Here is a 26,068-nt window from a genome sequence, read left to right on the forward strand (position 1 = left end):
CGGATCCAGTTCGCCGTCTATCACACGGTGCATTTCAAGGATCAGATCCTGGTCCGCGAGGGCGGGCCGGTCTTCGACCTCTTGAACGGCTCGGCGGCCGGCAACGGCGGCGGCCAGCCGCGGCACGAGGTGGAAACCCAGGCTGGGATCACCCGCAACGGCCTAGGCGCGCGGCTCAGCGCCACCTGGCAGAGCGCCACCACGGTGGAAGCGCCCGCCTCCTCCCCCACCGGCGACCTGCGCTTCGGCGACATCGCCCGCGTGGACCTGCGCCTGTTCGCCAACCTGGGCGCCAACCGCGAGCTGGTGGCCAAGCACCCCTGGATGCGCGGCTCCCGCGTCACCTTCTCGGTGACCAACATCTTCGATGCGCGGCAGAGTGTGCGGGACATGAGCGGGCGCACGCCGGCCGGCTATCTGGCGGACGAGCTGGACCCGACGGGGCGGGTGGTGAGCATCGGGTTCAGGAAGCTGTTCTTCTGAGGCCGCTCGGATCGATCCGGATTGCCGACAGGGGCCAGCGCTGCACATGCTCTGGTCCCCGCCGGGACGGAGACCGACATGACAGCTGCGAGCGCGCTGCCGACGCTTGAAGGCGGCTGCATCTGTGGAAAGCTGCGCTACGAGGTGCTGGAGCCGCAGATCGTCCTGATGTGCCACTGCCGGAACTGCCAGCGGCGGACCGGCAGCGCCTTCAATGTCTCGATGCTCACGCTCCGGAAGGACTTCCGGGTGACCGCGGGCGAGACGACCTCGCGGGAACTGCCGGGCGGAAGCGGCGCCCTGCATCGGCAGCACTTCTGCCCGGAGTGCCTGACGCGGACCCACACCGAGATGCTGGCGCACCCCGACATCATCAACGTGAGGGTGGGCACCCTGGACGACCCGCGGATCGCCAGGCCCATCGCGCAGATGTGGACGAGCCTGGCCCTACCCTGGGCGGTCGCGCCCGACATTCAGGCGTTCGACGAAAACCCCGACGACGTGCCTGCCCTTGCGGCCGCCTGGCGTTCTACGTTCGTCGGCGCGCCTGCATAGCCGTTCGCAGGAGCGGCCGGGCAATTGGCGGACAAGTTGGACCCAGGCGCGCGGATGTCCCGCCTTCGAAGCGGCAATTTCGGGCTAGGCGACGTCATTGAACTTTGGGACGGAAGCGGCATATACCTCAAGCATGAAGGTCAATTCGCCCCAATCGCTGGCGCTGGGTCGCAAGGTGTTGCGGGAGCACGGCTCGTGGGCGGCGGTGAACAAGGCCAGCCACCGGCGGGATGACGGCATCACCGTCGTGCCCCGCAAGCGCGAGCCGGACGCGGGACCCCGCGCAGCCACCAAGAAATAGGTGACCATCGGTTTCAACGTCGTTCTGGCGCTGTTCATCCTAGCGCCGGGCTTCGGCGTTGCGATGGGTCTCTGGGCGGCGTCTCCGCACAAGACGTTCCGACCCGCAGCCCCGCCGACGACCTCGACGATCACGCTTGCCGTCGTGGCGATCGGAGCGTTGCTCGCCCACATCGCCGGCGCAACGGCGTTCGGCGCCGCGGGCGAGCTCCTCCGCGCGGCTTGTGATCGCGGTGACGTCTGCTGGATCGATGCCGAGCCCAATCCATATCTAGTGATCCTTGAGGCCGGGGCGGAAACACCCAACGTCAACAGCCTGGAGATCGGCTGGACGCTCGTCGCCCTGGGATTACTGACCTTAGCTGCCAATCTCGCCACACGATGGGTGGTCGGCCGCGGGTCCTTCGACCGGCTTCTATACGGCTGGATGTCGGAACTTATCCGAAGCTCCGCGCCGGACAATCGCTACGCTGTCGCCTACGTCCTCACGGCTTTGGAGAAAGATGAACACTACGTCGGCTACCAGGGCCTGCTCGACGACGTGACCCTCGGCCCAGACAAGGAGGTCATCTCGGTTGTCCTTAGTGAGGTCTCCCCCTTCTACGTGAGGCTCGGCCCAGACAAGCTCGAGCGCCTCTACGCCGAGAAGGAGACACCGATCCCGCAAATGCACTTCGCGAAGGACGAGATCAGGAATCTCGCCTTCGAGGTGGTCGAAACCGAAGCCGACGAACAGGACGACGACGCCCCAATGGCCGTGCCGACCGTCCATTGACCGCAGCCGCCGCGACCGGTGGGGCGGCGTGGGGAACGGAGCGTCTTGCACCTCCAACCCGCCGCCGATCATTCCCTGCCCACGTCGCTCGCAAGTAACGGCCAGCGCCAGCGTCACTTCGCCACTGAGGGCAAGCACCATCGCCTCACACCCCCTCCCCGCCTCCACATCCCGATGCTAGGATAGAAAAAACGGTATCGAAACCGGCGGATTGAGGGAGGATGGGATGGCGGATTTCGGTGGCGCGGAGCTCGACGCGTTCCGGCTGGAGGCGCGGGACTGGCTGGAGGCGAACTATCCGCCGTCGCTGCGGGCGGACCCGGAGGCGGGGCCGCGGATGATCGCGGGCGGGGTGAAGCCGACGGGCGATCACCTGGTCTGGAAACAGCGCATGGCCGACAAGGGCTGGGGCGCGCCCACCTGGCCCAAGGAATATGGCGCCGGCGGGCTGACGGCGGCGCAGGCGCGGGTGCTGAACCAGGAAATGGACCGGATCGGCGCCTATAACCCCATGGCGGGGATGGGCACGTCGATGTTCGGCCCGACGCTGCTGGAATACGGCACCGAGGACCAGAAGCGCCGGCACGTGCCGCCGATCGTGCGGGGGGAGATCCGCTGGTGCCAGGGCTATTCCGAGCCGGGGGCGGGCAGCGACCTGGCCAGCCTGACCACCAAGTGCGAAGACGCCGGCGACCATTGGAAAGTGAACGGCCAGAAGATCTGGACCAGCGGGGCGCAATATGCCGACTGGTGCTTTTGCCTTGTCAGAACGGATACCACGAAGAAGCATGAGGGCATAAGTTTTGTTCTCATCGACATGCACCAGCCGGGCGTCGAAGTCCGGCCGATCCGGCTGATCGCCGGGTCTTCACCTTTCTGCGAGACGTTCTTTACCGACGCGCGGGTGGAGAAGAACGACATGCTGGGGCCGCTGAACGGCGGCTGGACGGTGGGCAAGCGCCTGTTGCAGCACGAGCGGTCGGGCCAGGGCGGCGGGCGGATGACCGGCGGGGCCGACATCGCCGAGCTGGCCAAGCGCTATGTCGGCGTGGACGAGAAGGGCCGGATCGCCGATTCCGACCTGCGCACCCGGGTGGTGAAGAACCGGATGGACGCGCGGGCCCACGCCCTGACCCTCGAGCGGGCGCGGCTGGAATCGAACGGCAATGTGAACCCCTCAGCCGCCACCTCGATCATGAAGAACTCCGGCACCTGGATCGGGCAGGAGCGGGCCGAGCTGCTGCTGGAGATCATGGGTCACCAGGGGCTGGGCTGGGAGGGCGACGCCTTCGCCAAGGACGAGCTGGAGGCCGTGCGGTCGTGGCTGTCGGGCAAGGCCTGGACCATCTTCGGCGGCAGCCAGGAGGTGCAGTCGAACATCGTCTCGAAGCGGATTCTCGGGCTGCCGGATACGACGCAGGCGGGGTAGAACAACAGTCGCACCCAATCGGCGTCGGCAATTTCGGCCAGGCCGGTCGGGTCCCCCGGATCGACCCCGGGTCGACCGTGGGATGACGGTTTAGATTTTGAACAAGGATCATTGAGAATGGCCGATTTTGGCGGAACCGACCTGGAGGCCTTCCGCAAGGAAGTCCGGGAATGGGTGGAGGCGAATTTCCCCGCCTCGCTCAAGGGCAAGCCCAACCCGATGGCGCGCGAGGAGCGCGGATCGGACCCGACGCCGGACCAGGAAGCCTGGCGCAAGGCGGTGGGCGCCAAGGGGTGGGGCACGCCCACCTGGCCCAAGGAATACGGCGGCGGCGGGCTTTCCGGCGCCCAGGCGCGGATCGTGCAGGGCGAGTTCGCCCGGGCCGGCGCCTATAACCCCATCGGCGGCATGGGCGTGATGATGTTCGGCCCCACGCTGCTGGAATACGGCACCGAGGCGCAGAAGCAGGAGCACATCCCGCCGATCTGCCGCGGCGAGATCGCCTGGTGCCAGGGCTTTTCCGAACCGGGCGCCGGCTCGGACCTGGCCAGTCTTCAGACCAAGGCCGAGGACAAGGGCGACCACTTCATCATCAACGGCCAGAAGATCTGGACCAGCGGCGCGCAATGGGCGGACTGGTGCTTCTGCCTCGTGCGGACGGATACGTCCAAGAAGCACGAGGGCATCTCGTTCGTCCTGTTCACGATGCACCAGCCGGGCGTGGAAGTGCGTCCGATCCCGCTGATCGCCGGCTCGTCGCCGTTCTGCGAGACGTTCTTCACCGACGCGCGGGCCGAGAAGAAGGACCTGGTGGGGCCGCTGAACGGCGGCTGGACCATCGCCAAGCGCCTGCTGCAGCACGAGCGCAACGGCCTGACGGGCGCGGGCGGCGGCCTGGGCTCGGGCGGCAAGCCGATCGAGGCCCTGGCCAAGGAGTATGTGGGCCTGGACGAGGACGGTCGCCTGGCCGACCACGACCTGCGCACCCGCCTGGTCACCAACGCCATGAACATGCGGGCCTTCCAGCAGACCGCGGTGCGGGCGATGGTGGAAGCCAAGGGCAACGCCAGCCCCTCGGCCGCCACCTCGATCATGAAGAACGCCGGCACCCAGCTGATCCAGGAACGCCACGAGATGGCGCTGGAGATCATGGGGCACCAGGGCCTGGGCTGGGAGGGCGAGGCCTTCAAGCCCGACGAGCTGGCCGCCGTGCGCGCCTGGCTGTTCGGCAAGGCCTTCACGATCTTCGGCGGCAGCCAGGAGGTTCAGTCGAACATCGTCTCCAAGCGCATCCTGGGCTTGCCTGACCTTACGCAATCGAAGTGAGAGTGCGGGCCGATAGCCCGCGCGATCCGATCATTTGAAACACGCGAACGAATTTCACGAGGAACCAAGATGGCCGTTCTGACCGAAGAACAGAGCATGCTGCGTGACGCGGCCAAGAGCTGGGTGCAGGAGAAGAGCCCCGTCACCGCCTTCCGCAAGATGCGCGATAGCGGGGCCGAGCTGGGCTATGACGTCGCCGCCTGGAACGAGATGGCGGAAATGGGCTGGGCGGGGGTGATCATCCCCGAGGAGTACGGCGGCTCGAACTTCGGCTACCTGTCGCTGGGCCTGGTCCTGGAAGAGCTGGGCCGGACCCTGACCGCCTCGCCGCTGATCGCCTCGGGCCTGGCCGGCGCCTCGGCCCTGATCCTGGGCGGGTCGGACGCCCAGAAGAGCGAGTGGCTGCCGAAGATCGCCGACGGCTCGGCCGTGGCCGCCCTGGCGGTCGACGAGGGCCCGCACCACCGGCCGGACAAGGTCGAGGCCACGGTCTCGGGCGGCAAGCTGACCGGCAAGAAGACCTTCGTCATCGAAGGCATGGCGGCCAACGTCTTCGTCGTCTCGGCCAAGGAAGGCGGCCAGATCGAGCTCTATCTGGTCAAGGCCGACGACGCCGGGGTGAAGCGCAGCAAGCTCAGCCTGGCCGACAGCCGCGGCGCGGCGAACGTCGAGTTCAACGGCGCGGCGGCCGAGAAGCTGACCGGCGGCGCGGACCTGCTGGAAAAGGTGCTGGACCGCGCCCGCGCGGGGCTGGCCGCCGAGATGCTGGGCGCGGCGACCCAGGCGTTCGAGATCACGCTGGACTACCTGAAGACCCGCGTGCAGTTCGGCCAGGTGATCGGCAGCTTCCAGGCCCTGCAGCACCGCGCGGCCAAGATGTTCACCGAGCTGGAACTGGCCCGCTCGGCGGTGGAAGCCGCCCTCACCGCCATCGACAACGACGCCCCGGACGTGCCGGAACTGGTGTCGCTGTCCAAGGCCAAGATGGGCGACACCTTCCACCTCGTCTCGAACGAGATGGTCCAGATGCACGGCGGCATCGGCATGACCGACGCCCACGACGCCGGCTTCTACCTGAAGCGCGCCCGGGCCGCGGAAGCCGCCTTCGGCAACCAAGCCTTCCACCGCGACCGCTACGCCCGGATCAACGGCTACTGAGCGGCTGACGGTTCAGGACCGAGACGACGCAAACCCCGTCGGTCGAGAGGCCGGCGGGGTTTTTCGTTGGGCGCGGCCAAGGCAGCCGTCACCACGATGTTGCGCAATAAGATAGTCAACGCTACCCTTGTTCGGACGGTAGCGGCCGGGCGTTCCGACATATCTCCGGTGGCGAGACGACGGGAGGGGCGGTGGCCGTGACGGATGCTGTCGAAGCGCGCGGCGAGGTTCTGGACGTCGCCGCTCTGCCGAGCCTGCGGTCGCTGGGCTACGACGGTGGCCGCGAGGCCCTCCAGCGGTTCTGCGCCCGCGCGTTTGCGCCCGACGCGCCGCGCTTCCTTCAGCACGACGGCGGCGTGCTCGTTGTATTCCGCCAGGCGGACCTGAGGGCGTTGGCGGCGGCGCCGGACGTCGCGACGCTCGCCCCGAACCAGCTCTTTCCCGGTGTGCTGCGCGACAGCGTTCCGAAGGTGAAGCCGGTGGGCTATGCGCTGGCCGACCTCATCAAGAACCAGCTCTTCACGTCCAACCCGCCGTTGAACCCGGCCCTGCGCCGCGTGTTGCTGAACCAGATCGGGCCGAAGCAGACGGCGGCCCACGCGGGCATGGCCCGGGAGCTCGCGGCGCACATCCTGGAGGGGCTGCCGGACGGTCGCCCCGTGGACCTCGTGCAGGACATCGCCGAGCCGCTGATCGGCCGCTACTGGGGGCGGCTGGCCGGCCTGACCGACGACGAGGCGCTGGAGGCGGCGGCCCAGGCGCGCAACATGACGCCCATGCTGTTTCTCAGGCCTTCGGCCGAGTCGATCGAAGCGGCGGACAGGGCGGCCCAGGCCTACCGGTCGGCGGTCGAAGGGCCGGTCATGCGGAGCCTGGCAGGCGGCGCGTGCCCGTTCGTCGAAGGCGTCGCGAAGGATCTGGCCGCGGTCGAGATCGCCGACGACCTCGACTACGCCGGCTATGTCCCGAAGTCGGCGGGCGCCTTCCTGGCGGGAAACCTGTTCGACGGCTTCCACACCGCGGCGCTGGCGGCGACCAACACGCTCTATGCGCTGGCTTCGCGGCCGGCGGTCTGGGACCAACTGCGCGCGGCGGCGGACCTGGTCGCCGCCGCGGTCTCGGAGGCGCTGCGGCTGGAGCCTCCCGTGATCCACCTCACCCGGCGCGCCAGCGCGGAGGTCGCGCTCGACGGCGTCCGGATTCCGGGCGGAACGCCCATCCTGATGATGTGGGGCGCCGCGAACCGCGATCCGGCGGCGTTCTCCGAGCCCGAGGCGTTCGACCTGGGCCGCTCGCAGCAGGGGACCACCACCTTCGGCGGCGGCGCTCACATATGCCCGGGCCGCTTCGCGGCGACGCTGCTGGCGAAAAGCCTCGTCGAAGCGCTGCTGGAGGCGGGTGCGGAGGTGCAGCTCGCGGACGCGCACGGATCGTGGATCGACAACCACGCCATGTGCCAGCTGCGGCGCCTGCCGATCGTGCTGCGAAGAGGGCACGCCGGCTAGGCGACGCGTTAGGACGTTTGATCCCCGTCAGTCAGCGCCGGCTGGACAACCCCCTCAGCCACTACAGCGTCCACCGCCGCGACGAGCCCCGCCCGCAGGTGCTCAGCCTCGTCGAGCCCTGCTGTCGCCCGGGTCTGGCGTGAGGGGCGTGGTTCAGAGCGCCTTAAATCGACGGCCGGAGTTTGCCGCCGGACCAGATCAGGTGCTGTCGTCGCAGACGCCGAGAGGCTCGACAGGTGTGCAGGCCGGCTTGCGGCCGGAGACTCCTGTCGCGCAGCCGAAGACATAGCGGCGAAACTCGACCTCCAAGCCTTCCGCCGCGAGCATGTCGGCGAAGGCGCGGGCGTCACCGAAGTTGGTGGCATAGGCGCCGATCATAGCGAAATCCTGGGCGCCGCGCAGGAACAGGCGCTCGATCAGCGGCAGCACGCGGGTCAGGTGGAAGCGGTACAACGGCCGTAAAAGCCAGCCACGCGGATCGGAAGCCTCGATCATCGAGAAGCCGCCGCCGGGCTTCAGGACGCGGGCGACCATGGCGGCCAGGCGCCGGAGCTGGCCATGATCGAAGGTCTTGAGGCCGAAGGTCGAGATGATGAAGTCGGCGCCGCCGGACGGCAGATCGCTGGCCAGGACGTCATCGCGGATGAACATGATGCGCTCCGCCCGCTCGCGATGGAGCCGTTCCATGGCCCGGCGGTGCATGCCCTCGGAAATGTCGACGGCGACGATGCGGCCGATGGCGGAATGGCCGCGAAGCAGGTGACCCCAGGCCTCGCCTGTGCCGGCCATCAGGTCATAGCCTTCCGCGCCGGCAACCGGCGCGGGCAGGGCCGCCACGCATTGGCGGCGCCAGCGCTCGGTGAATCCGAACGAGCAGAGATAACTGAAGGCGATGTATCGATCGGAACAGCGGTCAAAGACGTCTTTTACGAACGCAGGATCGTAGATCCCCTGCCCCGAAACACCGTCGCCGATCGCATTCATCGTGGAACTATGAAGGCGGTCGGGCGGGATTTGGAAGGCGCGTTTGTTCGGCGATCCGGCGAAGGGCTTGTGGCGCATCCCGCGCGTTCCGACGAAGCTGACATCAGCAAGCGGAGCGGGAGCCTGGGCATGACGGCGTACTTGGTGCTCGATCTGAAGGTGAATGACCTGCGGGATTTCCTGCCGTACGTCGAGGCCATCCCGGCGTTCATCGCCAAGCACGGCGGGCGATACCTTTCCAAGGGCGCAGATCCCGTCGTCATGGAGGGTGACTGGTCGCCCCAGCGGCTGGTGATCCTGGAGTTCCCCTCGCGAGGCCACGCCCAGGCGTTCCTGGCCGATCCCGAGGCGCAGGACCTATTCGCGCGGCGCCATCGCTCCACGATCAGCCGCCTCGTGCTGGTGGACGGGGAGATTTGAGCGCGCGTTGATGGCGTTGGGCACGCCAGCCGCTCGTGTCCTTAAGTCCATGGCCAGAGTTTGCCTGCCGGACCAGGCGTCTCAAGGCCCGGCCCACAGGGCCGGCCGCGGAGCGGCGCGCCGGAGGCGCGGCCTTGACACGCCTGGTCCGGCAGGCTCGCAATCCACCATGGACTTAAGGGTGGGAGGCATCCTGAAGGATGCTCGGGCGTAGGCGGCCACATATCGACATGCGAGCGCGCTTCGTCGCCGGCGCCGCGGTCGTCCTGGGACTTGGTGCGCTGACCTGGGCGCTGACAGCGCACCGGCCGCTCTTCGAACCCGAAGTCGCGCTCATATTCGAGATCCTCAACCGCCGGCAGACCTATGAACCCGAGGACTACGGATTTGCGGTGGCGATCACCGGGGTGACGACCTTCACGAGTTTCGCGGCCTTGGCTTGGTCCCTGCTCGCCGCGCCTGGCGAAAATCGCCGGATCGATCGCCTTCTCGCCCGGAAGGAGATGATGCGCGAGCGGCGGACAGCGCGCCCTCCCCGCGTCGCGGTCCCCCGTTCCCATAGGGGGAGGACCGGACGCATCGCCCGTCAGGCCTTGGCGTCGAGGTCGACCTTGAGTTCGCGGGGCCAGTGGCGGAGCTGGGCGGCGAGATCGAGGAAGGCCTTCGCGTCCTTGGCGGCGGCGAGAGGCACGCAGGCTTCGTCCAGCATGGGGAGCAGGCCGGCCTTGTCGAGCAGCAACTCGGCCGCGGCGCTGTAGCCGATGAACTTGCAATGGCCGAAGGCGTCGTGGACGAAGTCGCGCGCCGCGCCGTCTCCGGCGAGAAGCGCCGCGCCCTCGGGCGAGGCCAGCACGGCCACGACGTCGAACAGCACCGAGGGGCCGCCGTCGATCTTCTGCTTGGCGGGGACCAGCGCGCCGTCGGAGAGAACGGCGCCGGCGATCTTGGGCGCGATAACCTCCACCACGGCGCCCGCCTTGACGGCGGCCTTGGACAGGGCGTCGAAGAGGCCGGCGTCCGCGCCGTCGGTGAGGAGGACGCCGAGCTTGCGGCCCTGAAGCCCCGGCGGGCCCCGGTGGACGATACTGAGCGCCGGCGAGGGCGGCAGGTCTTCGCGAGTGGGGCGCGCGGCCTGGGCCGGCGCGGGCAGTTCGAGCAGGCCGAGACCATCGGCGACCGTGGCGGCGAGGCCATCGTCGATGTTGCGCAGGTGAGAGACCACGCGGGCGCGGATGTCGGGCCGCTCGCACTTGCTGAGCTCGAAGGTCAGCGCATCGCCGATGTGCTTCTGCTCGATCGCGGTCTGACTGACGAAGAACTGCCGGGCCTGGCTGTAGTGGTCGGCGAAGCTCTCCGGCCGCAGCCGGACCTTGGGGCCTTCCGGTTCCTCGGCGAAGCTGCGGAAGCCGCGCTGGGGATGCTCGCGCGGGCCGCCTTCCGCCCCCCAGCTGTTGGGCTCGTAGTTCGCCCGGCCCTTGGGGTTGAAGAAGGCCATGTGGCCGTCCTGCTGGAAGTTGGCGAAGGGGCACCTCGGCGCATTGATCGGCAGGTGCGTGAAGTTCGGCCCGCCCAGGCGCTTCAGCTGGGTGTCGAGGTAGGAGAAGTTCCGGCCTTGCAGCAGGGGGTCGTTGCTGAAGTCGATGCCGGGCGGGACGTTCTGGGTGCAGAACGCCACCTGCTCGGTCTCGGCGAAGAAGTTGTCGACCATGCGGTCAAGCACCAGCCGGCCCACCACGCGCACGGGGAGGATCTCCTCCGGGATGATCTTGGTGGGGTCGAGCACGTCGAAGTCGAACTTGTCCGCAAAGTCCTGGTCGAACAGCTGCAGGCCCAGCTCCCATTCGGGGAAGGCGCCCATGTTGATGGCGTCCCACAGGTCGCGGCGGTGGAAGTCCGGGTCGGCGCCGTTGATCTTGACCGCCTCGTTCCAGACCACGGACTGCAGGCCCAGCTTGGGCTTCCAGTGGAACTTGACGAAGGTCGAACGGCCGTCGGCGTCGAGCAGGCGGAAGGTGTGGACGCCGAAGCCTTCCATGAACCGGAACGAGCGGGGGATCGTCCGGTCCGACATGATCCACATGACCATGTGCATGCTCTCGGGCGTCAGCGAGATGAAGTCCCAGAAGTTGTCGTGGGCGGTCTGGGCCTGGGGGAAATCGCGATCCGGCTCCTGCTTGGCGGCGTGGACCACGTCGGGGAACTTGATGGCGTCCTGGATGAAGAAGACCGGGATGTTGTTGCCCACGAGGTCCCAGTTGCCTTCCCGCGTGTAGAGCTTGACGGCGAAGCCGCGGACGTCGCGGGCGAGGTCGAAGGAGCCCTTGTTGCCGGCCACGGTGGAGAATCGGACGAAGGCCTCGGTGCGCTCGCCCACCCGCTGGAAGATGTCGGCGCGGGTGATGTCGGCGAGGGATTCCGTCAGCTCGAAATAGCCGTGGGCGCCGTAGCCGCGGGCGTGCACCACGCGCTCGGGGATGCGCTCGTGGTCGAAGTGGAAGATCTTCTCGCGGAAGTGGAAATCCTCGAGCAGGGCCGGGCCGCGGGCGCCCTGCCGCAGGGTGTTCTGGTCGTCGGCCACCGGCGCGCCCTGGCTGGTGGTGAGGATGGGCGTGTCGTCGCCGGCCGTCTGGTGCGTCTCGCCGCCGGCCCCTTGGGCCTCGGCATAGGTCTCGGAGATGGCGGGTCCGACCGGCGGCCTGGCGGGCGGGGCGGCGGCCTTGCCCTTGGTGCGCGAGGGGGTCTTGGACGGCGCCTTGGCCATGCTGTGCATCCTGTTCGTGGGGGCCATGCACAACACCGCCCGCGGCGGACTGTTCCGTGGGTTGTGGAAATACCTTCGTGAACGCGGATGTGGCGGAACGGCCCTGCCGGCAGAGCCTCGGCGAGGCCGGGCGGAGCGCCGACGGATCAGCGCATGGCGTAGCTTACCGTGGTGACGACGCGGACCTTCTTGAACACCTGGGAGGACGGGTCATAGCCGACCTCGTCGCGGCCGAGGATCTCGAAGGAGCCCTGGCTGGCGGAGCGGATGCCGCCGAGGGCGGCGCCGGAGTCGCGGGCGAACTGCTGGGCGCCGGTGCGGGCGCTGGCGGTGGCCTCGGCGATCATGGCTGGGCGCACCTCGTTCAGCTTGGTGAAGAGGTAGGAGGGGCCGGCGTAGTCCTGCAGCACCACGCCCTGGCGGATCAGCCGGTCGAGCTGGCGCGTGGTGGCCTGGACGCGGTCGACGTTGGTGGTGCGGACGATGACGGTCTGGGCCACGCGGTAGCGGGCGGCGACGTTCTGCTGCTGGTACTCGCGGGCGAACTGGTCGGTGACCTCGAGGCGGCCGAGGTCGATCTCGGCGGGCTTGTAGCCCTGGGCGGCCAGGAACGCGCGGACGGCGCCTGTGGAGCGGTCGACGTCGGCCTGCACCGCCTGGAGGTCGTCGCCGGCCGCGGCGAACTTCAGCGGCAGGACGGCGAGGTCGGCCTTGACGATCCGCTCGGAGAGGCCGCGGACCGTGACGCTGCGGTCGCCGGTGCGGACGTCCCTGAGCCCCATGGCCACGAACAGGCCGGCGGCGGCGAGGCCCAGGGCCAACAGGCCGCCGACCACGGCGGCGGGGATCAGGCGGGAGTCGGGCATGGCATCCTCCGGGCCGCCATTAGACAGGCGCGCGGAGGGCGTGGGAAGGCCGCGTCCTCAGGCGGGCGCCTTGTGGCCGAAGCGCTCGGCGTTGCGGGCGCGGGCCTTGGCGGCCTCCACCTCGCGGTCGCGGGGCGGGGCCTGGGTCTCCAGGGCGTGGAGCAGGCGGTGGCCGGCCTGGAACAGCTCGTCCACCGCCGCGTCGAAGGCGGCCCGGTTGGCCTTGGACGGGGTGTTGAACCCCGAGAGCTTGCGGACGAACTGAAGGGACGCAGCGCGGATCTCGTCGTCCGTGGCGGCGGGGTCGAAGTTGAACAGCGTCTTGATGTTGCGGCACATGGGCGGACCTCCGTTTGCCGGATTAGATAGCCGGCAAAGGCGCGGAGGGAAGGCGTGGGCGAGGAACGGGCGATGGCGCAACGCGGGGCGGCGGGGCTCGCGGCGGCGGTGGCGCTGATGCTGACCGGATGCGAGGCCAAGACCACGCGGCAGCCGGAGCCGAGACCTGAGCCGCCGCGGGCGGACGTGCGCACCTATCCCCCCGGCGGGAGCGCGCCGGGGACGACGCCACGGGAGGATGCGGACCTGCAGGTCGTGTTCCAGTGGCCGCTGTACCTGGCGCGGACCGGCCAGCGGGCGCGCGAGAGCGCGGTGGGCTATGTGCGCGCGGACGGGACCTCGGGCGGCGTGATCCTGATCAACGCCGAAGGGGCGGTGATCCAGCCGATCCCCGGAACCCAGGGGCCGGACGCGGCGCAGGCGGCGCGGCGCTGGCTAGCGGCGCGCGGCTGGGAGGTGCGCTGAGGCCGGTTATTTGAGCGGGGCGGTCGGCGGCGCGTCGGTCGCAGCCGGATCGGGCGTGGGGCTGGTGGAGCCCATGGCGCCTGAGGGATCGCCCGGCGTCGCCTCGGTCATGGCGCCGGCCCCGGCGGGGTTCTGGTCGTTGGAGCCGGTTGCGGCCCCGCCAGCGCCCGTGGTGGCGTCGGCGGCGGGGCGGGCGCCCGGCCCGGCGGCGTCCTCGGCCCGCTGGGACGCGCCGCCGTCGCCGGAGCCGGTGTTGCAGGCGGAAAGGCCGAGGCCGGCGGCGGCCGCGAGGGCGATGAGGGCAGTGCTGCGCATGGTGTGACGTCCCTGGCTGATCCCGCAGTAGCGCGCGAAGGGCGCCGGCGGTTTCATTTCGGCGGGCCGGCGCGGCGGGCTTTGCGGACGGCGGCGGCCAGGGCGCGGTCGTCGAGGCCGCCCTGGATCAGGTAGGGACCTACGAGATAGGCGGGCGTGCCCTGGAGGCCGAGAGAGAAGGCCTGGAGCCGGTGGCGGCCGAGCTGTTCGTCGATGGCGCGGGCGTCCTGCTGCAGGTCGGCGGCGAGGCGGGTGGGGTCGGCGCCGGCCCGGTGGGCGATGTCGACGATGCGCTCGGGCGTCAGCTGGCCGCGGGCCGCCATCAGGGCGTCGTGGACCTGGACGTAGCGGCCCTGGCGATGCGCGGCCAGGGCGACGCGGGCGGCGAAGTCGGAGGCCGGGCCGCGGATCGGCCAGTCCTTCCAGATCACCCGCACCCCGAGGTCGCGGGCCAGGAGGCGGCCGAGGGCCGGGTCGGTGCGCTTGCAGATGGCGCACTGGTAGTCGGTGAAGATCACCACCACGACGTCGGGCCGGGCCGCGCCGGAGGCGGGCGTACCGGGATCGTTCAGCACGCTGGCCACCACCGGCGTGAGGGTGAGCTTCGGCCCCTGGGACGGCAGCCCTTGGAGCCAGACGTAGGCGATCAGGCCCGCGGCGAGCGCCAGGGCGAGGGAGAGGCCGGGGCGGTTCAGGCGCCCCATACGTCCTTCGCATAGCGGACGAAGTTGCCGCCGAGGATCTTCTCGATGCGGGCCGGCCTGTGCCCGCGCTCGGCCAGCAGGCGGTGGAGCTTGCGGAACTGGTCGGGGCCGCGCAGGTCGTCCACGAAGGGATGGGTGTCGGCCCGCTCGCCGGGCGCGGCGATGCCCTTGGCCTTGCGGTCCTCGTGCTCCTTGCGCAGGGCGACCTTGTAGGCCTCCAGGTCGTCGATGGGCGTCGTGCCGCCGTCGGTGCCGATGCCCACGTGGTCCTCGCCGCAGACGTTCACGGCGTGCTCGATGTGGGCCACCACGTCCGCGGCGCGGGCGTGGCCGGAGAGGTTCAGGAAGGGCATGAAGTAGATGCCCACGAAGCCCCCGCGCTCGGCCACCAGGCGCAGCTCCTCGTCGGTCTTGTTGCGCGGCAGGTCGGTGAGGGCGCGGCAGCCGGTGTGGTTGATAGAGATGGGCTGTTTCGAGGCGCGGGCGGCGTCGAGGCAGATCTGGCGGCCGGAGTGGCTGAGGTCGACCATCAGCCGGTTCGCATTGAGGCGCTCGACCACCTGATGGCCGAAGGGCGTGAGGCCGCGGCCCTCGGGCGCGATGGCGCCGTCGCCGAGCTGATTGCGCAGGTTGTAGGTGAGCTGGACGATTCGGACGCCCAGGTCGGCGAAGATGTCCGCGCGCGCCGGGTCGTCGCCCATCATGGCCGCGTTCTGGAAGCCGTAGATCACGCCGACCTTCCGCTCGGCCCTGGCGCGGGCGATGTCGGCGGCGGTCAGCACCTTCAGGACGTCGCCGGCGTGGGCGCGGATGAGGGCGTCGTACTGGGCCACCTCGGCGACCGATTTCTGGAACGGCTCGTCCGGCCCGGCCACGTAGCCGAGCGTCACGTTCACGGCGGTCAGGCCCGAGGCGCGGGCGTCCTTGAGGATGCGCGGGGTCAGCACCGGCTTGGGCGGCTCGGGGAAGTTGGGGTCGTGCAGCCCGCCCAGGGCGTTGATCACCGTCAGGCCGGCCAGCGGATCGCGCTCGGCGGCCAGGGCGGGGGTCGCGAGGGTCGCGGCCGAGAGGGCGAGCAGGGTGCGGCGGTTCATCGGTCTTCCATCTCGTCGCGGGTGAGCGGCCGGAAGTCGGCGCGGCGGTATTCGCGGCCGCGTTTGACGGTGAAGTCCAGGGTCTTGAGGTTGGCGATGTCGGCCGTGGGGTCCCTGGCCGTGACGATCAGGTTGGCGAGCTTGCCGGCCTGGACCGTGCCCAGGTCGCGCGCCTGGCCCGCGGCCCGGGCGCCGTTCAGGGTGGCGGCGCGGATCACCTCGGCCGGCGGCATCCCCAGCTTCGCCAGGGCGGCGAGCTCGTGGTGCAGTGTGGGCCAGGGGTCGTCGTAGGGCGCGACCCAGTCGGTGCCGGCGGCGATCTCGACCCCCGCCTTCCAGGCCTGGCGCACCAGGCCGTCGGACATGGCGCCGGTGCAGAGGGGTTTGCGCGCGCCGGGGGTCTTGGCGGCCTCGGCCTCCAGGTGCGCGTAGAGGCTGGTGGTGGCGTCGAGGACGATGCCGCGGTCCTTCATCTGGCCGACCAGCAGGGCGGTGACCGGGTTGTCCGCGCCGATGAAGGGCCTGGGGTCCATGGGCGTGCGGGACTGGTACGTCTCGGGCGTGCCCAGCGCCTGGTGGGCCAGGGAGCAGGCGTGGGACATGACGTCGGGCCGGGCGGCGATCACCTCGGCGGGGGTGGCGGGATAGACGGCGGTGTGGGCCCAGACCTGCATCCCCTGACGGCGCGCCTCGGCGGCGATCTTGGCCACCAGGTCGGCGGGCAGGTTCGCATAGATCTTGATCGCCACGGCCGAGGTGCCGCGGGCCAGGGTGACGGCTTCGCGCAGGTCGGTGGTCTCGTCGATGGCCTGCATCCAGGGCGTCTTGCCGGGCGTGTAGCCGTAGCTGACGGCGACGGTGCGAGGGTCGGCGAAGAACGAGGGGCCAGCCATAAGGGCGGCGTAGTAGATGTCGGGCGCCGGGATCTCGGCGCGCAGGGAGGCGCGGGCGAGCTCGGCCACGGCGCGCAGGTCGTCGGCCATGTCGCGGACGGCGGTGACGCCGCCGTAGAGGTCGCGGCGCAGGCTGGCCTCGGCCTGGCGGCGGTTGGGCGGCGTGGCCAGGTGCTCGTGACTGTCGATGAGCCCGGGGAGCAGGTACTTGCCGCTGAGGTCGACCACGCGGGCGCCTGCGGGGGCGACGAGGCGGTCGGCCGGCTGAACGTCGGCGATCCGCTCGCCCTCCACCAGGACGGACATTCCGGGCCGGGCGGGCGCGCCGGTCCCGTCGATGAGGGTGGCGTTGCGGTAGAGCACCGCCTGGGCCGCCGCGGGTCCCGCGAGCGCCACCGCGCCGGCCGCGGCCAGGATCGTCTTCAGCACGCGCTCACCCCCGTTTTCACTGTCGCCGCGCCGCTAGCCCCGGCACTCGTCCTCGGGCTGGTACTGGAATTCGGCGGCGGTGCGCCAGCAGGCGGCGGCGTCGCGCTCGGCGCGCCAGGCGAAGGCGAGGCAGACGCACATCGCCGCCAGGGCGACGCTGACGAGGGCCATCAGGCGGACGGCGGCCACAGCGCGGTCGCGCGGCGCGCGGACCACGGCGGCGGGGGCGGCCGGATCGGAAACGGTGTCTGGGGCCTGGCCCTTGGGCATGCCCGAGCCTTTGGCCGATGCGACGGCCCAGGGCAAGGCCGCGCGCGCGTCAGGCCGCGCTGGTGGCCCGGACCAGAACGCCCACGCGGCGTTCGCCCTGCCAGATGACGACCTCGACGGCGCTCTGATGATCCTCGAGCACCTTGGGCGCGCGGGACAGGGCGTCCTCATCGTCGTGGCAGTCGATGGTTTCGAACGCGGGGGCCGAGCCGTCAGGCCGGCAGGGATAGAACGTGAAAAGCGACATCTCGGAACTCCCTTCGGAAGAGGCGGGAGCAACGTGAAGGGCCACGTGTCTCGGTCGTCGGCGCCGGGAACCCTGGCCGACGAGGCGTCACTATACACGCTTCCCCGCGGGGTTGAGTCCGCAACCCGACGATTCGCCTAGGACGCGATGCGATTTCTTCGATCGAGCGCTTCCGACAGGCGGGCCATGGCGCGCCCGAGCTGTACCCGCAGTTCGTTGGCGGTGACGAGGACGGGGGCCGACACGCCCCAGAAGATCATCAGGGCGACCACCGATCCGTCGCGCGCCGCGCCGTCCAGGAACAGCGTGAACCCCGCCGCGCCGCCGCCCAGCATCACCAGGGCCCCGCAGACGGGCCCGCGGACCAGGCCGGCGACCAGGACCGCCGCGACGTACAGCATGAACGGCGAGAGGGCGCCCAGCCTGGGCCCCAGGGCCGCGCGCGCCGCCGTCGCTGCCGCCACCAGCAAGACGGCCACGAGGATCGAGATCAACGCCTGGAGGAACATCCTCCCCGGTGGGACGCGGGTGGCCATGATGAAGACTTGGCGAACCTCTGCCGGCAAGGCAACCACCTTCCCCCATTGGGCGAGACCGCGGCCGGACCGGGTCCGACCATCCACGAAGGCTCTGCGGCGGGGGTCGCTTGGGGGCGAGAATCCCGCCTGCGCGGCCTGCACGGTTCGTGGATGGCCGGGCCGGGTCCGGCCGCGGGGGTTCAGGCGCCCGTGGGCGCGGGGGAGGCCTCGGACGCAGCGGGAGGCGCCGGCGGGGCGGCGTCGCAGCCTTTGCCGGAATAGAGGCCGGCGAGAAGCGCCTTGCGGGTGGTGGCGGTCTGGATCGTCTCCTGGGCCTGGGCCTGGACCTGGGCGGCGCGCTGCTTGGCGGCGTTGGCCATGTTGTTGGCGAACATGCCGGCGCCGGGAACGCGGCCCAGCATGCCGGTCCGCAGCATGCCCTCGACCGCCACCGTGGAGGCGAGACCCGCGCCCTGGGCCGTGCCGTTGGCCTTGGAAACCTGAGCGTTGGCGTCAGCCATGAGCTGGTCCATCCGGCCCGCCTCCGCGGCGAGGGCCGGGCAGTCCATGGACGCGTCGCCCGGATAGTTCACCTGCAGCGGCTGGGCCGACACGGGGCCGGCCAGAACCGCGGCCGCGATGGCCGTCACGATCAGTGTCTTTCGCATGTCCGCCCCCTTGAAACGCCTCAGGTCTCGCAGGCTAGGGCGGCGGCGGCATCGGCCCCTCCCCCGATTGGGGGTGCGGCTTCACGCGGCGGCGACGAGGTCGGCCAGGGCTTCGGCGTGGGTGAACTGGGGCAGCACTCCCGCCCCGGCGAGGCGCATCGTGCGCAGGCCTGGCGCGCCAAGCCAGGCGGGATCGAGTTGGCCCGGCAGGTCGCCGGACAGGATCGCCGTCCAGCCGTGGTCGCCAAGGCCCACGGGCGGGCGCCAGCCGTTGGCGTAGACGGCGTGCTCCGAGGCGAAGCCCCGGCCCGAGCGCGCGCAGAGCGCCTGGATGTCGCGGATCAGGAACTCGCGGACCGCGGGATCGGCGAGCGCCGCCGCGTCGAGCGCGAGGTCGCTGAAGACCTTCTCCAGCACCTGTTCCAGCAGCCGCGTCGTGACCTGGCGGCGGAGCAGTTCGGCCGACGCGGCCACCAGTTCGGGATTGCGCAGCAGATGGCGCTGGATCGCTGCGCCCAGGCTCGGGTGGTCCTGGGCCAGGTGCATGGGCGGATGCGGGTTCAGCACGATGCCGCGGCCCAGCAGGCCGGGGAAGTCCGCGGCGAACCGCAGGGCGACCGGAATGCCGGTGTCGCGCGCCAGCATCCGCACCTGGCGCAGGCGCAGGCGATCGACCACCGCGGCGATGTCGGCGGCGCCGGTGGCGGCATAGTCGCCCGCCGCCGGGTCCGAGAGCCCGAACCCCGGCCGCTGGACGACGATCGGCCGCATCCCCCTGTCGACCAGCCGCTGCCGGAAGCCGTCGGGGATGCGACGGCCGGCGGCCGCGCCGTGGAACACCAGCACCGGCTCGGCGCCATAGGGGCCGTAGTCGATCAGCGCCACGCGCCGGACGCCGTCGAGGGCCGCCACGATCCGCAGCCGCCCGCCGCCCTCCTCCTGGCCCAGGACCGGTTCGGCGGCCGAGGCGACCGCCACCAGTTCGCGCGCTTCCACCAGCAGGCGGGCGAGGTCCTTGGCCCCCCGGGCGCCGGTCTTCTGGAGCACGGCCTTCATGTGTGTCTTGACGGTCTCCGGGCTGAGCCGCAGGGCCTGGGCGGTCTCCGGCGCCGTCGCCCCGCGAGCCACGAGCGCGGCGACGCGGGCCTCGCCGGGCGTAAGGCCGAAGGCGGTCTCGGCCAGGGCGTCGTCGCCGCCGGCCTGGTCGACGCCCGGATCGCCCACAACGCACATGATGGCGATGAGGCGGGCGACCAGTTCGGGCGTGCGCCGCACCCCCGCCTTGGCGTTGATCCGGCGCAGCGCGTCGCGGGCGGTTTCGCGGCCCACGCCGGCGTCCGCCGCCGCCACCTCCAGATTGGGCGCGAAGAGCAGGGCCTCGGCGAGGCGGGCCTCCAGCGCGGTGAGGTCGAGGGCGCGGGCCGCGCGCCGCGCCAGCTCGGAGGAGCGCGAGGGCGCGCTGACCACCACCGCGAGCCGATCCTGGCCCGAACGCAGGGCCTGCGCGGCGTCCGGTCCGAGCGGCCAGCGTCCGGCGGCGGAAGCGTCGCCGATCCAGGCGGTGAAGGCGGCGCCGGCGGCGCCTTCCACCAGGCTCACCACCGGCCCCTCCCGCAGGGCGCGTCTCAGAAGGGGACGCAGGTCCGTGGAGTCCGGGAACAGGGCCAGGTAGTCGGCGTCGGCGAAACAGACGTCGCCGCGCGGTGTCAGGACGGCGGCGGCCAGGGCCCGTCGGTCAGCGATGGCGCCGGCGATCGGCGGCAGGGCGCTGGCGGCGTCGGTCAGGTCCTGGCGCGCATGGCCGCTGTGGGCGAGGACGACGTCCTCCACCGCCGGCCAGGACTCGAGCAAGAGCTCGACGGGCGCGGCCGAAGGCGACCGCGCGCGGAGCAGGTCGGAAAGGCGGATGGAGCTGGTCATGGTTCGTGCCGGCCGATTACGCCCCGCCCTCGCGAGACGTTGCAAGGTTCATCGAACCGGTTCGTTGCAATCCGCGCGCCAGCGTCGAGGCGGCGTCGGAATTCCGACGAAACCGCTGCGCATTAGGCGAATAGATGCATGTATGAGTTGCATCTTGCGTCGCCCTTCCCCACGCTGCGCCATGTGTGAGGCGGGCAGGGTTCGGGGCGCATGCCACATCACCACCATCCGCAGTTCGTGATCCTGTCCCTCCTGGTGGCGGTGCTGGGCTCGTGGACGGCGCTGGACCTGTTCCGGCGCGTCCGCTGGCACATCGGCAGGACGCGGCAGGTCTGGCTCGGGACCGCCGCCGTGGCCATGGGCGCCAGCATCTGGTCGATGCACTTCATCGCCATGCTGGGGTTCGATCCCGGATCGGCGGTGAGCTACGATCCGGTCCTGACCCTCCTGTCCTTCGCCCTGGCGGTCGGCGCGACCTGGGGGGCCTTCTTCTCGGCGGCGCGGGAGCGTTCCGGCGGGGCGCTGGTCGCGCTGGCGGGCGCGTTCATGGGGGCGGGCATCTGCCTCATGCACTACGTCGGGATGGCCGCCCTGCGCACCGCGGTCTCGCTCGGCTACGACCCGCTGCTGGTGGCGTTGTCGCTGCTGATCGCGGTGGCCGCAGCGACAGCGGCCCTGTTCGCGGCGCGGCGCGAGCGGGCGCTGGCCTGGCGGGCCGCCGCGGCCCTGATCCTGGGCGGCGCCATCGCCGGCATGCACTACACGGCCATGGCGGCGCTGGAGCTCACGCCTGGTCCTGGAACGGCGCCCGCCGGCGCCCCGCCCTATGTGCTGGCGGCGGGCGTCGCGACCGGCACGATCCTGGTCCTGTTCCTGGCGCTCCTGGCCTCGCTGTACGACCAGCGGCTGAACGTGATGGCCGCATTGGAGGCGGGCGGCGTCGGCTATTGGGAGCTGGCGCTGCCGCAGATGACGTTGCACGTCTCGCCGCAAGGCAAGGCGCTGTTCGGCCGCGACCCCCAGGCGCCCTTCGGCCAGGCGGATCTGGCGGCCCTGTTCCCGCCGGGCGACTCCTCGCGCGTCGACGAACTGCGGGCTGCGGCCGAGGCGGGCCGGGAGTACGATGTGGAACTGCGCGTCCGCTGTCCGAAGGGGGGCGTTCGCTGGGTCAACATGCGCGGGCGGGCGGCGGACGAGGCGGGCGCCCGGGCCAGGCGGATGGTGGGCGTGGTGTTCGACATCACCGAGCGCCAGGAAGCCTTCGCCCAGGTGGCCGACAGCGACCGCCGCCAGCGGCTGCTGATCAACGAGCTGAACCACCGGGTGAAGAACACCCTGGCCGCCGTGCAGTCGATCTCGCGACAGTCCGCCATGCGGGCGGGGTCGCTGGACGACTTCCGCGAACTGTTCGAGGCGCGGCTCATCGCCCTGTCCCAGACGCACAACACCCTCACGCGCCGCTCGTGGGAGCGGGCGCACCTGGAGGAGCTGCTGGAGCAGCAACTCAGCCCGCATGCGCCAGATCGCGTGCAGCTCGAGGGCCCGCACGTCGACCTGGCGCCGCGGGAGGCCCTGGCCCTGGGCATGGTGTTCCACGAACTGGCGACCAACGCCGCGCGCTATGGCGCTTTGTCCGCGGCCGGAGGAAGGGTGCAGGTCGACTGGGAGGCGATCGCCGACGGCGGCGGCGCGCGGCTGATCCTCGGATGGATCGAGCAGGGAGGCCCGCCGGTGACGCCGCCCGCCCGCCGCGGGTTCGGCACGCGGATGGTGCAGGGGGCGGTGACGGGAGAGCTGGGCGGTTCGGCGGAGCTGACCTTCGCGCCCGCGGGCTTCCGAGCGCGGCTGTCGATCCCGCTCGACCTGGCCCAGGACGGACAGCCGGATGAACCGAAGCTGAAGCTGGGGGTTCAGGACGGGTTCAGCCCGGAAGGCGCTTCCTCCAGGCGCTGGACCACGTAACCGAGGAATTCGTCATGAAACACCTGTTGTACGCCGCGGTGGCCCTGGCGACCGCCGCCGCGCCCATCGCCGCCTCCGCCCAGCCGGGGCACGAGCGCCGCGAGGACCGGCGCGAACTGCGCGAGGATCGCCGCGAGCTGAAGGAAGACCGTCGCGACGCCCGCCGCGACGGCGTGATCACGCCCCGCGAGCAGCGCGAACTGGCCCGCGACCGCGCCGACGTGCGCCGCAGCCAGGCCGAGGTCCGCTACAACCGCGCCCGCGCCGAGACCTGGCGCGACCGGGCCGAATGGCGTGGCTATCGCGGCGCCCGGCCGGGCTACTGGTACGCGCCGGGCTACGGCTATCACCCCGTGACGCGCGGCTACACCTGGCGGCGCGGCGCCTATGTGCCGCGGGTCTATCGGACCTACTATGTGCAGGACCCCTACTACTACGGCCTGCGCCCGGCTCCGCGCGGCTATCGCTGGGTCTATGCCGACGGCAACTTCGTCCTGATGGCCCTGGCCACCGGCCTGATCGCCGACGTGCTGCTGAACGCCTACTAGAGCGCATTGGGCGAAAGAGGAGCCCGGCTTCGCCCTGAAACGCGCTCTAAATCAAGGAGATCGAGCCTGTTTACCGGGTTCGGATGATTCCATCTGAACCCGACAGGTTCCAGGATACTGCGGGGGAAGGGCGACCTTCCCCCGGTCCCTGTCGGCTCAGTGCACGGTCGAGGGGGGCCCGGCGACGGCCTCGGCTGCGCCCGGCCTCGGCATCGAGAGCACCAGCGCAGAGCCGGCCGCGTCGGCGCGCAAGGCCACCGCCGCGCCCAATTGCTCCGTCATGGCGCGCAGCAGATAGCCGCTCGTCACCGACACCAGCGCCCCCTCCGCGCCCGACCCCGTCTCCGTGATCGCCACCTCCGCACAGCGGCCCTGGACGTCGAAACGGATCTTGAGCGGTTCCTTGACGCCCGTGTCGAGCAGGGCGCTGAGGCATTCGGCCAGGGCTACGCCCAGGGAGGTCGCCTCCTCCACGCCCAGTTCTAGGCCCGAGGCCTCGACCACAACGCGCTCGGGCGGCGCATTGCGCGCGATGCAGACGGCGCGGGCCAGGGCGGCGGCGAAGGCGTCGAAGTCGACCGGCCCCTCGCCGCGGCCGCCCAGCTCGCGATGGACGCGCGAGATCAGCAAGGTGCGCTCCATGGCCCGGCGCAGCCCGTCCGCCACCTGGGGTTCGGGCTCGCCCTTGGCCTGCAGGGCCAGGACGCCGGCCACCAGCCGCATGTGATGACTCATCCGCTCGTTCAGTTCGCGGAAGAGACCCGCGTGGCCGTCGGCCACCGCACGGGCCCGGCCAAGTTCGTGCGAGACGTCCTTGAGCGCTCCAGTCAGGCCGGTGATCACCACGATGGCCACCCCGCAGGTGGCGGTGAAGAAGCCGAAGGCGGCCAAGATCTGGGGCGTCGCCTTCCAGGCGTAGACCGGCTCGACGAAGCACCAGAAGGCCAGGAACGCCCCCGCGAGCGCCGCCGCGACGGCGGGCGCCCGGCCGAAGGCGTAGGCCGAGAGGATCACCACCGGATAGAAGGCGGAATAGGCGAGGCCGCCGCCCAGGACGGGCTGCAGGGGAAGCCGGATGAAGAACGCCAGGGCGACAAGCGCGGCCGTCAGAAGCCACGGTGTAAGAAGGTGATCGCGCGGGAGGGCGCGCTGGAAGAAGCCGAACATGGGCCGAGGGTCTAGCACAACCCCGCCGGGCATGCTTGACCGGGCGGACACAAAGGTGGGCCATGAACGACCGCGACGTCTATCTGAAGCTGGCGGCCCTGGCCGAGGAGCTGTTCGCCCTCTCGCAGCAGGCGGAGACCCTGGTGGGCCAAACGGCGCTGCATACGGCCGCCGGTACGATCGCGGGCACGGCCAAGGCGATCTACGATCACGCGCTCGGCGGCGGGGAGCATTAGCGGCCCGGATGTCGGGCCCGGCTGGCTCCGGTGCAAATCGGCCGCTAGCTTCGCCGGCATGAAGCTCGCCCTCGCCTGCGCCGCCGCCCTCGTGGCCACCCCCGTCGCCGCCCAGAACCTGTGGATCTCGGGCGGGCCCATCTACACCGGGGTCGCCGAGCGGCCGACCGCCGAGGTGGTGGTGGTCCAGGACGGCCGGATCGCCTTCGTCGGATCGCCCGACACGGTGCGGCTGAAGCTCAACCCGGGCACCGAGACCGTCGACCTGAAGGGCGCGGCGCTGTTTCCCGGCTTCACGGACGCCCATGCTCACCTGCGCGGCGTCGGCGAGCGCGAGCTGTCGCTGAACCTGGAGGGCGCCAAGTCGGCGGCCGAGGCGGTGGCGCGGGTCAAGACCCACCTGGCCGAGCGGCGCCCCTCGGGGCCAGTATGGGGCCGGGGCTGGATCGAGACCGGCTGGCCCGAGGGGCGGTTCCTGAACCGGGGCGACCTGGATCCCATCGCGCCCGACCGGCCGGTGCTGCTGGTGCGGGCCGACGGCCACGCCCTGGTGGCCAACACCGCGGCGCTGAAGGCGGCCGGCATCGACGAGACGACGACCGTTCCGGCGGGCGGCGAGATCCTGAAAGGGCCCGACGGCAAGCTCACCGGCATGCTGGTGGACAACGCCATGGCCCTGGTCCGCAAGCTGCAGGCGCCGCCCACGGAGGCCGACCGGCGCGCGGCGTTCGACGCGGCGTTCCGGGTCGAGGCCGCCTATGGCTGGACCGGCGTCCACGCCATGAGCGTGGCCTGGGACGACGTGGGCCTGCTGGAGGCCATGAACGCCGAGGGCCGCACGCCGCTGCGCGTGTACAACGCCGTCGACGCCGAGCAGGCGGGGCCGCTGTTCGCCGGCGGACCGCGGGCGACGGCCGACGGACGGATCGTCACCCGCGCCATCAAGCTCTACGAGGACGGCGCCCTGGGCTCGCGCGGGGCCGCCCTGTTCGCGCCCTATGCCGACGCGCCCGGCACGACCGGCCTGGTGCGCACCGCACCCGAGGCGATGCGCAAGGCCATGACCCAGGCGAAGGCCGCCGGGATCCAGGTCGCCGCGCACGCCATCGGCGACCGCGGCAACGCCAATGTGCTGGACCTGATGGCCGAGCAGGCGCCGTCCGACCGCCGCTGGCGGATCGAGCATTCCCAGATCGTACGGCCGGCGGACATCCCGCGGTTCGCCAAGCTGAAGGTGATCGCCTCGATGCAGCCCAGCCACGCCATCGGCGACCTGCACTTCGCCCCCGCGCGCCTGGGCCCGGACCGGCTGGCCGGCGCCTATGCCTGGAAGAGCCTGCTGGAGGCGGGCGCCGTGGTGGTGGGCGGGTCGGACGCGCCCGTCGAGCGGGGCGATCCGCTGATCGAGTTCTACGCCGCCGTGGCGCGCAAGGACCTCTCCGGCTTCTCCGGCCCGGACTGGCGGCCGCAGGAGGCGCTGAGCCGCGCCGAGGCGCTGAAGCTGTTCACCTCGGCCGCCGCCTACGCCCGGTTCGCGGAGACCGAACTGGGAACCATCGAGGTGGGCAAACGCGCCGACCTGACCGCCTTTTCCGTCGACCTGATGACCGCCCCCGAGGCCGAGATTCCCAAGGGCCACGCGGTGCTGACGGTGGTGGACGGCAAGATCGTGCACCGGAGGCCCTGAACGTCGGGCGACTGACGGAACAGGGTCGCCGTCCGGGGGTTTGG

General features: G+C 71.0%; 28 protein-coding genes and 1 pseudogene. 15 read left to right on the plus strand and 14 right to left on the minus strand.

What is annotated here, in order from left to right; translation table 11 throughout:
• The 9 genes and pseudogenes from AX721_RS27845 to AX721_RS28560 form a co-directional block, all read left to right on the plus strand.
• Positions 1-483: pseudogene (locus AX721_RS27845) on the plus strand (TonB-dependent receptor); the annotation flags it as partial.
• 78 nt (positions 484-561) lie between these two features.
• The gene (locus AX721_RS08035; RefSeq protein ID WP_068875494.1) at positions 562-1,038 is read left to right on the plus strand and encodes a GFA family protein; all 477 of its coding nucleotides are present in this window, start codon (positions 562-564) and stop codon (positions 1,036-1,038) included.
• Positions 1,039-1,171: 133 nt separating this feature from the next.
• Positions 1,172-1,339, plus strand: coding sequence for a hypothetical protein (locus tag AX721_RS27285; RefSeq protein ID WP_156467066.1), 168 nt, complete (start codon positions 1,172-1,174; stop codon positions 1,337-1,339).
• Positions 1,340-2,113, plus strand: coding sequence for a hypothetical protein (locus AX721_RS08040; RefSeq protein WP_068875495.1), 774 nt, complete (start codon positions 1,340-1,342; stop codon positions 2,111-2,113).
• Between the two features lie 226 nt (positions 2,114-2,339).
• Positions 2,340-3,542: an acyl-CoA dehydrogenase family protein gene (locus AX721_RS08045; protein ID WP_068875496.1), complete on the plus strand. Its 1,203-nt coding sequence runs from the start codon at positions 2,340-2,342 to the stop codon at positions 3,540-3,542.
• A gap of 117 nt (positions 3,543-3,659) precedes the next feature.
• Positions 3,660-4,868: an acyl-CoA dehydrogenase family protein gene (locus AX721_RS08050; RefSeq protein WP_068875497.1), complete on the plus strand. Its 1,209-nt coding sequence runs from the start codon at positions 3,660-3,662 to the stop codon at positions 4,866-4,868.
• Between the two features lie 69 nt (positions 4,869-4,937).
• Positions 4,938-6,026 (plus strand): acyl-CoA dehydrogenase family protein, encoded by a 1,089-nt coding sequence (locus tag AX721_RS08055; protein ID WP_068875498.1) that lies wholly within the window; start codon positions 4,938-4,940, stop codon positions 6,024-6,026.
• A gap of 191 nt (positions 6,027-6,217) precedes the next feature.
• Positions 6,218-7,531, plus strand: coding sequence for a cytochrome P450 (locus tag AX721_RS08060; protein ID WP_068875499.1), 1,314 nt, complete (start codon positions 6,218-6,220; stop codon positions 7,529-7,531).
• Positions 7,532-7,548: 17 nt separating this feature from the next.
• Positions 7,549-7,674 (plus strand): hypothetical protein, encoded by a 126-nt coding sequence (locus tag AX721_RS28560; protein WP_255355329.1) that lies wholly within the window; start codon positions 7,549-7,551, stop codon positions 7,672-7,674.
• 55 nt (positions 7,675-7,729) lie between these two features.
• On the opposite strand, the gene AX721_RS08065 is transcribed toward AX721_RS28560, so the two are convergent.
• Positions 7,730-8,737, minus strand: a complete 1,008-nt coding sequence (locus AX721_RS08065; protein ID WP_197422503.1) for a class I SAM-dependent methyltransferase — start codon at positions 8,735-8,737, stop codon at positions 7,730-7,732.
• On the opposite strand from AX721_RS08065, the gene AX721_RS08070 reads away from it, so the two are divergent.
• On the plus strand, positions 8,645-8,935 hold the full coding sequence (locus AX721_RS08070; RefSeq protein WP_068875500.1) for a DUF1330 domain-containing protein: 291 nt from the start codon (positions 8,645-8,647) through the stop codon (positions 8,933-8,935). The two genes, AX721_RS08065 and AX721_RS08070, sit on opposite strands and share 93 nt — an antisense overlap.
• 586 nt (positions 8,936-9,521) lie before the next feature.
• On the opposite strand, the gene AX721_RS08075 is transcribed toward AX721_RS08070, so the two are convergent.
• The 3 genes from AX721_RS08075 to AX721_RS08085 all read right to left on the minus strand — a co-directional run bounded on the left by AX721_RS08075 (position 9,522) and on the right by AX721_RS08085 (position 12,901).
• On the minus strand, positions 9,522-11,696 hold the full coding sequence (locus tag AX721_RS08075) for a catalase (protein WP_082765600.1): 2,175 nt from the start codon (positions 11,694-11,696) through the stop codon (positions 9,522-9,524).
• A 146-nt stretch (positions 11,697-11,842) separates the two neighbouring features.
• The gene (locus AX721_RS08080; RefSeq protein ID WP_068875501.1) at positions 11,843-12,562 is read right to left on the minus strand and encodes an SIMPL domain-containing protein; all 720 of its coding nucleotides are present in this window, start codon (positions 12,560-12,562) and stop codon (positions 11,843-11,845) included.
• Between the two features lie 57 nt (positions 12,563-12,619).
• The gene (locus AX721_RS08085) at positions 12,620-12,901 is read right to left on the minus strand and encodes a DUF2277 domain-containing protein (protein WP_068875502.1); all 282 of its coding nucleotides are present in this window, start codon (positions 12,899-12,901) and stop codon (positions 12,620-12,622) included.
• 72 nt (positions 12,902-12,973) lie between these two features.
• Here AX721_RS08085 and AX721_RS08090 point away from each other — a divergent pair, with 72 nt between their 5' ends.
• The gene (locus AX721_RS08090; protein WP_068875503.1) at positions 12,974-13,366 is read left to right on the plus strand and encodes a hypothetical protein; all 393 of its coding nucleotides are present in this window, start codon (positions 12,974-12,976) and stop codon (positions 13,364-13,366) included.
• Positions 13,367-13,372: 6 nt separating this feature from the next.
• Here AX721_RS08090 and AX721_RS08095 read toward each other — a convergent pair whose 3' ends face one another.
• The 9 genes from AX721_RS08095 to AX721_RS08135 all read right to left on the minus strand — a co-directional run bounded on the left by AX721_RS08095 (position 13,373) and on the right by AX721_RS08135 (position 20,424).
• Positions 13,373-13,681 (minus strand): hypothetical protein, encoded by a 309-nt coding sequence (locus AX721_RS08095; protein WP_156467067.1) that lies wholly within the window; start codon positions 13,679-13,681, stop codon positions 13,373-13,375.
• Between the two features lie 53 nt (positions 13,682-13,734).
• Positions 13,735-14,385 carry a DsbA family protein gene (locus tag AX721_RS08100; RefSeq protein WP_068875505.1) on the minus strand — a complete coding sequence of 217 codons (651 nt, stop codon included), beginning with the start codon at positions 14,383-14,385 and terminating at the stop codon, positions 13,735-13,737.
• A complete protein-coding gene (locus tag AX721_RS08105; protein WP_068875506.1) occupies positions 14,373-15,479 on the minus strand; it encodes a dipeptidase in 1,107 nt (368 codons plus the stop codon). The genes AX721_RS08100 and AX721_RS08105 overlap by 13 nt, the downstream gene beginning before the upstream one ends.
• On the minus strand, positions 15,476-16,801 hold the full coding sequence (locus tag AX721_RS08110; RefSeq protein WP_068875507.1) for an amidohydrolase family protein: 1,326 nt from the start codon (positions 16,799-16,801) through the stop codon (positions 15,476-15,478). The genes AX721_RS08105 and AX721_RS08110 overlap by 4 nt, the downstream gene beginning before the upstream one ends.
• Positions 16,802-16,834: 33 nt before the next feature.
• A complete protein-coding gene (locus AX721_RS08115) occupies positions 16,835-17,071 on the minus strand; it encodes a hypothetical protein (RefSeq protein WP_068875508.1) in 237 nt (78 codons plus the stop codon).
• A gap of 49 nt (positions 17,072-17,120) precedes the next feature.
• Positions 17,121-17,318: a hypothetical protein gene (locus AX721_RS08120; protein WP_068875509.1), complete on the minus strand. Its 198-nt coding sequence runs from the start codon at positions 17,316-17,318 to the stop codon at positions 17,121-17,123.
• A 137-nt stretch (positions 17,319-17,455) separates the two neighbouring features.
• Positions 17,456-17,854, minus strand: a complete 399-nt coding sequence (locus AX721_RS08125) for a hypothetical protein (RefSeq protein ID WP_156467068.1) — start codon at positions 17,852-17,854, stop codon at positions 17,456-17,458.
• Between the two features lie 182 nt (positions 17,855-18,036).
• Positions 18,037-18,504, minus strand: coding sequence for a hypothetical protein (locus AX721_RS08130; protein WP_068875511.1), 468 nt, complete (start codon positions 18,502-18,504; stop codon positions 18,037-18,039).
• 81 nt (positions 18,505-18,585) lie between these two features.
• On the minus strand, positions 18,586-20,424 hold the full coding sequence (locus tag AX721_RS08135; RefSeq protein WP_068875512.1) for an alpha/beta fold hydrolase: 1,839 nt from the start codon (positions 20,422-20,424) through the stop codon (positions 18,586-18,588).
• Between the two features lie 210 nt (positions 20,425-20,634).
• Here AX721_RS08135 and AX721_RS08140 point away from each other — a divergent pair, with 210 nt between their 5' ends.
• Complete coding sequence (locus tag AX721_RS08140) at positions 20,635-22,386, plus strand: MHYT domain-containing protein (RefSeq protein WP_068875513.1); 1,752 nt, start codon at positions 20,635-20,637, stop codon at positions 22,384-22,386.
• Between the two features lie 14 nt (positions 22,387-22,400).
• On the plus strand, positions 22,401-22,934 hold the full coding sequence (locus tag AX721_RS08145; protein WP_068875514.1) for an RcnB family protein: 534 nt from the start codon (positions 22,401-22,403) through the stop codon (positions 22,932-22,934).
• A 156-nt stretch (positions 22,935-23,090) separates the two neighbouring features.
• On the opposite strand, the gene AX721_RS08150 is transcribed toward AX721_RS08145, so the two are convergent.
• Positions 23,091-24,101 carry a DUF4118 domain-containing protein gene (locus tag AX721_RS08150; protein ID WP_068875515.1) on the minus strand — a complete coding sequence of 337 codons (1,011 nt, stop codon included), beginning with the start codon at positions 24,099-24,101 and terminating at the stop codon, positions 23,091-23,093.
• A gap of 62 nt (positions 24,102-24,163) precedes the next feature.
• Between AX721_RS08150 and AX721_RS27290 the strand changes: the two genes are divergently transcribed.
• Both AX721_RS27290 and AX721_RS08155 read left to right on the plus strand, forming a co-directional pair.
• Entirely contained in the window at positions 24,164-24,337 is a 174-nt protein-coding gene (locus tag AX721_RS27290) for a hypothetical protein (protein WP_156467069.1), read from the plus strand.
• A 58-nt stretch (positions 24,338-24,395) separates the two neighbouring features.
• Complete coding sequence (locus AX721_RS08155; RefSeq protein WP_068875516.1) at positions 24,396-26,024, plus strand: amidohydrolase; 1,629 nt, start codon at positions 24,396-24,398, stop codon at positions 26,022-26,024.
• Positions 26,025-26,068 lie beyond the last annotated feature (44 nt).

Origin of the sequence: Phenylobacterium sp. CCH9-H3 (assembly GCF_001557235.1) — a bacterium.
In the GTDB taxonomy this organism is placed as follows: domain Bacteria; phylum Pseudomonadota; class Alphaproteobacteria; order Caulobacterales; family Caulobacteraceae; genus Phenylobacterium.

Bases quoted from the DNA above. Each gene is read 5' to 3' on its own strand.
- AX721_RS08070 (WP_068875500.1), top strand. From the start codon at position 8,645: ATGACGGCGTACTTGGTGCTCGATCTGAAGGTGAATGACCTGCGGGAT.
- AX721_RS08075 (WP_082765600.1), bottom strand. From the start codon at position 11,696: ATGGCCAAGGCGCCGTCCAAGACCCCCTCGCGCACCAAGGGCAAGGCC.
- AX721_RS27285 (WP_156467066.1), top strand. From the start codon at position 1,172: ATGAAGGTCAATTCGCCCCAATCGCTGGCGCTGGGTCGCAAGGTGTTG.
- AX721_RS08120 (WP_068875509.1), bottom strand. From the start codon at position 17,318: ATGTCGCTTTTCACGTTCTATCCCTGCCGGCCTGACGGCTCGGCCCCC.
- AX721_RS08125 (WP_156467068.1), bottom strand. From the start codon at position 17,854: ATGGCCACCCGCGTCCCACCGGGGAGGATGTTCCTCCAGGCGTTGATC.
- AX721_RS08150 (WP_068875515.1), bottom strand. From the start codon at position 24,101: ATGTTCGGCTTCTTCCAGCGCGCCCTCCCGCGCGATCACCTTCTTACA.
- AX721_RS08050 (WP_068875497.1), top strand. From the start codon at position 3,660: ATGGCCGATTTTGGCGGAACCGACCTGGAGGCCTTCCGCAAGGAAGTC.
- AX721_RS08045 (WP_068875496.1), top strand. From the start codon at position 2,340: ATGGCGGATTTCGGTGGCGCGGAGCTCGACGCGTTCCGGCTGGAGGCG.
- AX721_RS08055 (WP_068875498.1), top strand. From the start codon at position 4,938: ATGGCCGTTCTGACCGAAGAACAGAGCATGCTGCGTGACGCGGCCAAG.
- AX721_RS08140 (WP_068875513.1), top strand. From the start codon at position 20,635: ATGCCACATCACCACCATCCGCAGTTCGTGATCCTGTCCCTCCTGGTG.
- AX721_RS08135 (WP_068875512.1), bottom strand. From the start codon at position 20,424: ATGACCAGCTCCATCCGCCTTTCCGACCTGCTCCGCGCGCGGTCGCCT.
- AX721_RS08145 (WP_068875514.1), top strand. From the start codon at position 22,401: ATGAAACACCTGTTGTACGCCGCGGTGGCCCTGGCGACCGCCGCCGCG.
- AX721_RS08080 (WP_068875501.1), bottom strand. From the start codon at position 12,562: ATGCCCGACTCCCGCCTGATCCCCGCCGCCGTGGTCGGCGGCCTGTTG.
- AX721_RS08100 (WP_068875505.1), bottom strand. From the start codon at position 14,385: ATGGGGCGCCTGAACCGCCCCGGCCTCTCCCTCGCCCTGGCGCTCGCC.
- AX721_RS08155 (WP_068875516.1), top strand. From the start codon at position 24,396: ATGAAGCTCGCCCTCGCCTGCGCCGCCGCCCTCGTGGCCACCCCCGTC.
- AX721_RS08130 (WP_068875511.1), bottom strand. From the start codon at position 18,504: ATGCGAAAGACACTGATCGTGACGGCCATCGCGGCCGCGGTTCTGGCC.
- AX721_RS08035 (WP_068875494.1), top strand. From the start codon at position 562: ATGACAGCTGCGAGCGCGCTGCCGACGCTTGAAGGCGGCTGCATCTGT.
- AX721_RS08115 (WP_068875508.1), bottom strand. From the start codon at position 17,071: ATGCCCAAGGGCCAGGCCCCAGACACCGTTTCCGATCCGGCCGCCCCC.
- AX721_RS08105 (WP_068875506.1), bottom strand. From the start codon at position 15,479: ATGAACCGCCGCACCCTGCTCGCCCTCTCGGCCGCGACCCTCGCGACC.
- AX721_RS08095 (WP_156467067.1), bottom strand. From the start codon at position 13,681: ATGCGCAGCACTGCCCTCATCGCCCTCGCGGCCGCCGCCGGCCTCGGC.
- AX721_RS27290 (WP_156467069.1), top strand. From the start codon at position 24,164: ATGAACGACCGCGACGTCTATCTGAAGCTGGCGGCCCTGGCCGAGGAG.
- AX721_RS08085 (WP_068875502.1), bottom strand. From the start codon at position 12,901: ATGTGCCGCAACATCAAGACGCTGTTCAACTTCGACCCCGCCGCCACG.
- AX721_RS08090 (WP_068875503.1), top strand. From the start codon at position 12,974: ATGGCGCAACGCGGGGCGGCGGGGCTCGCGGCGGCGGTGGCGCTGATG.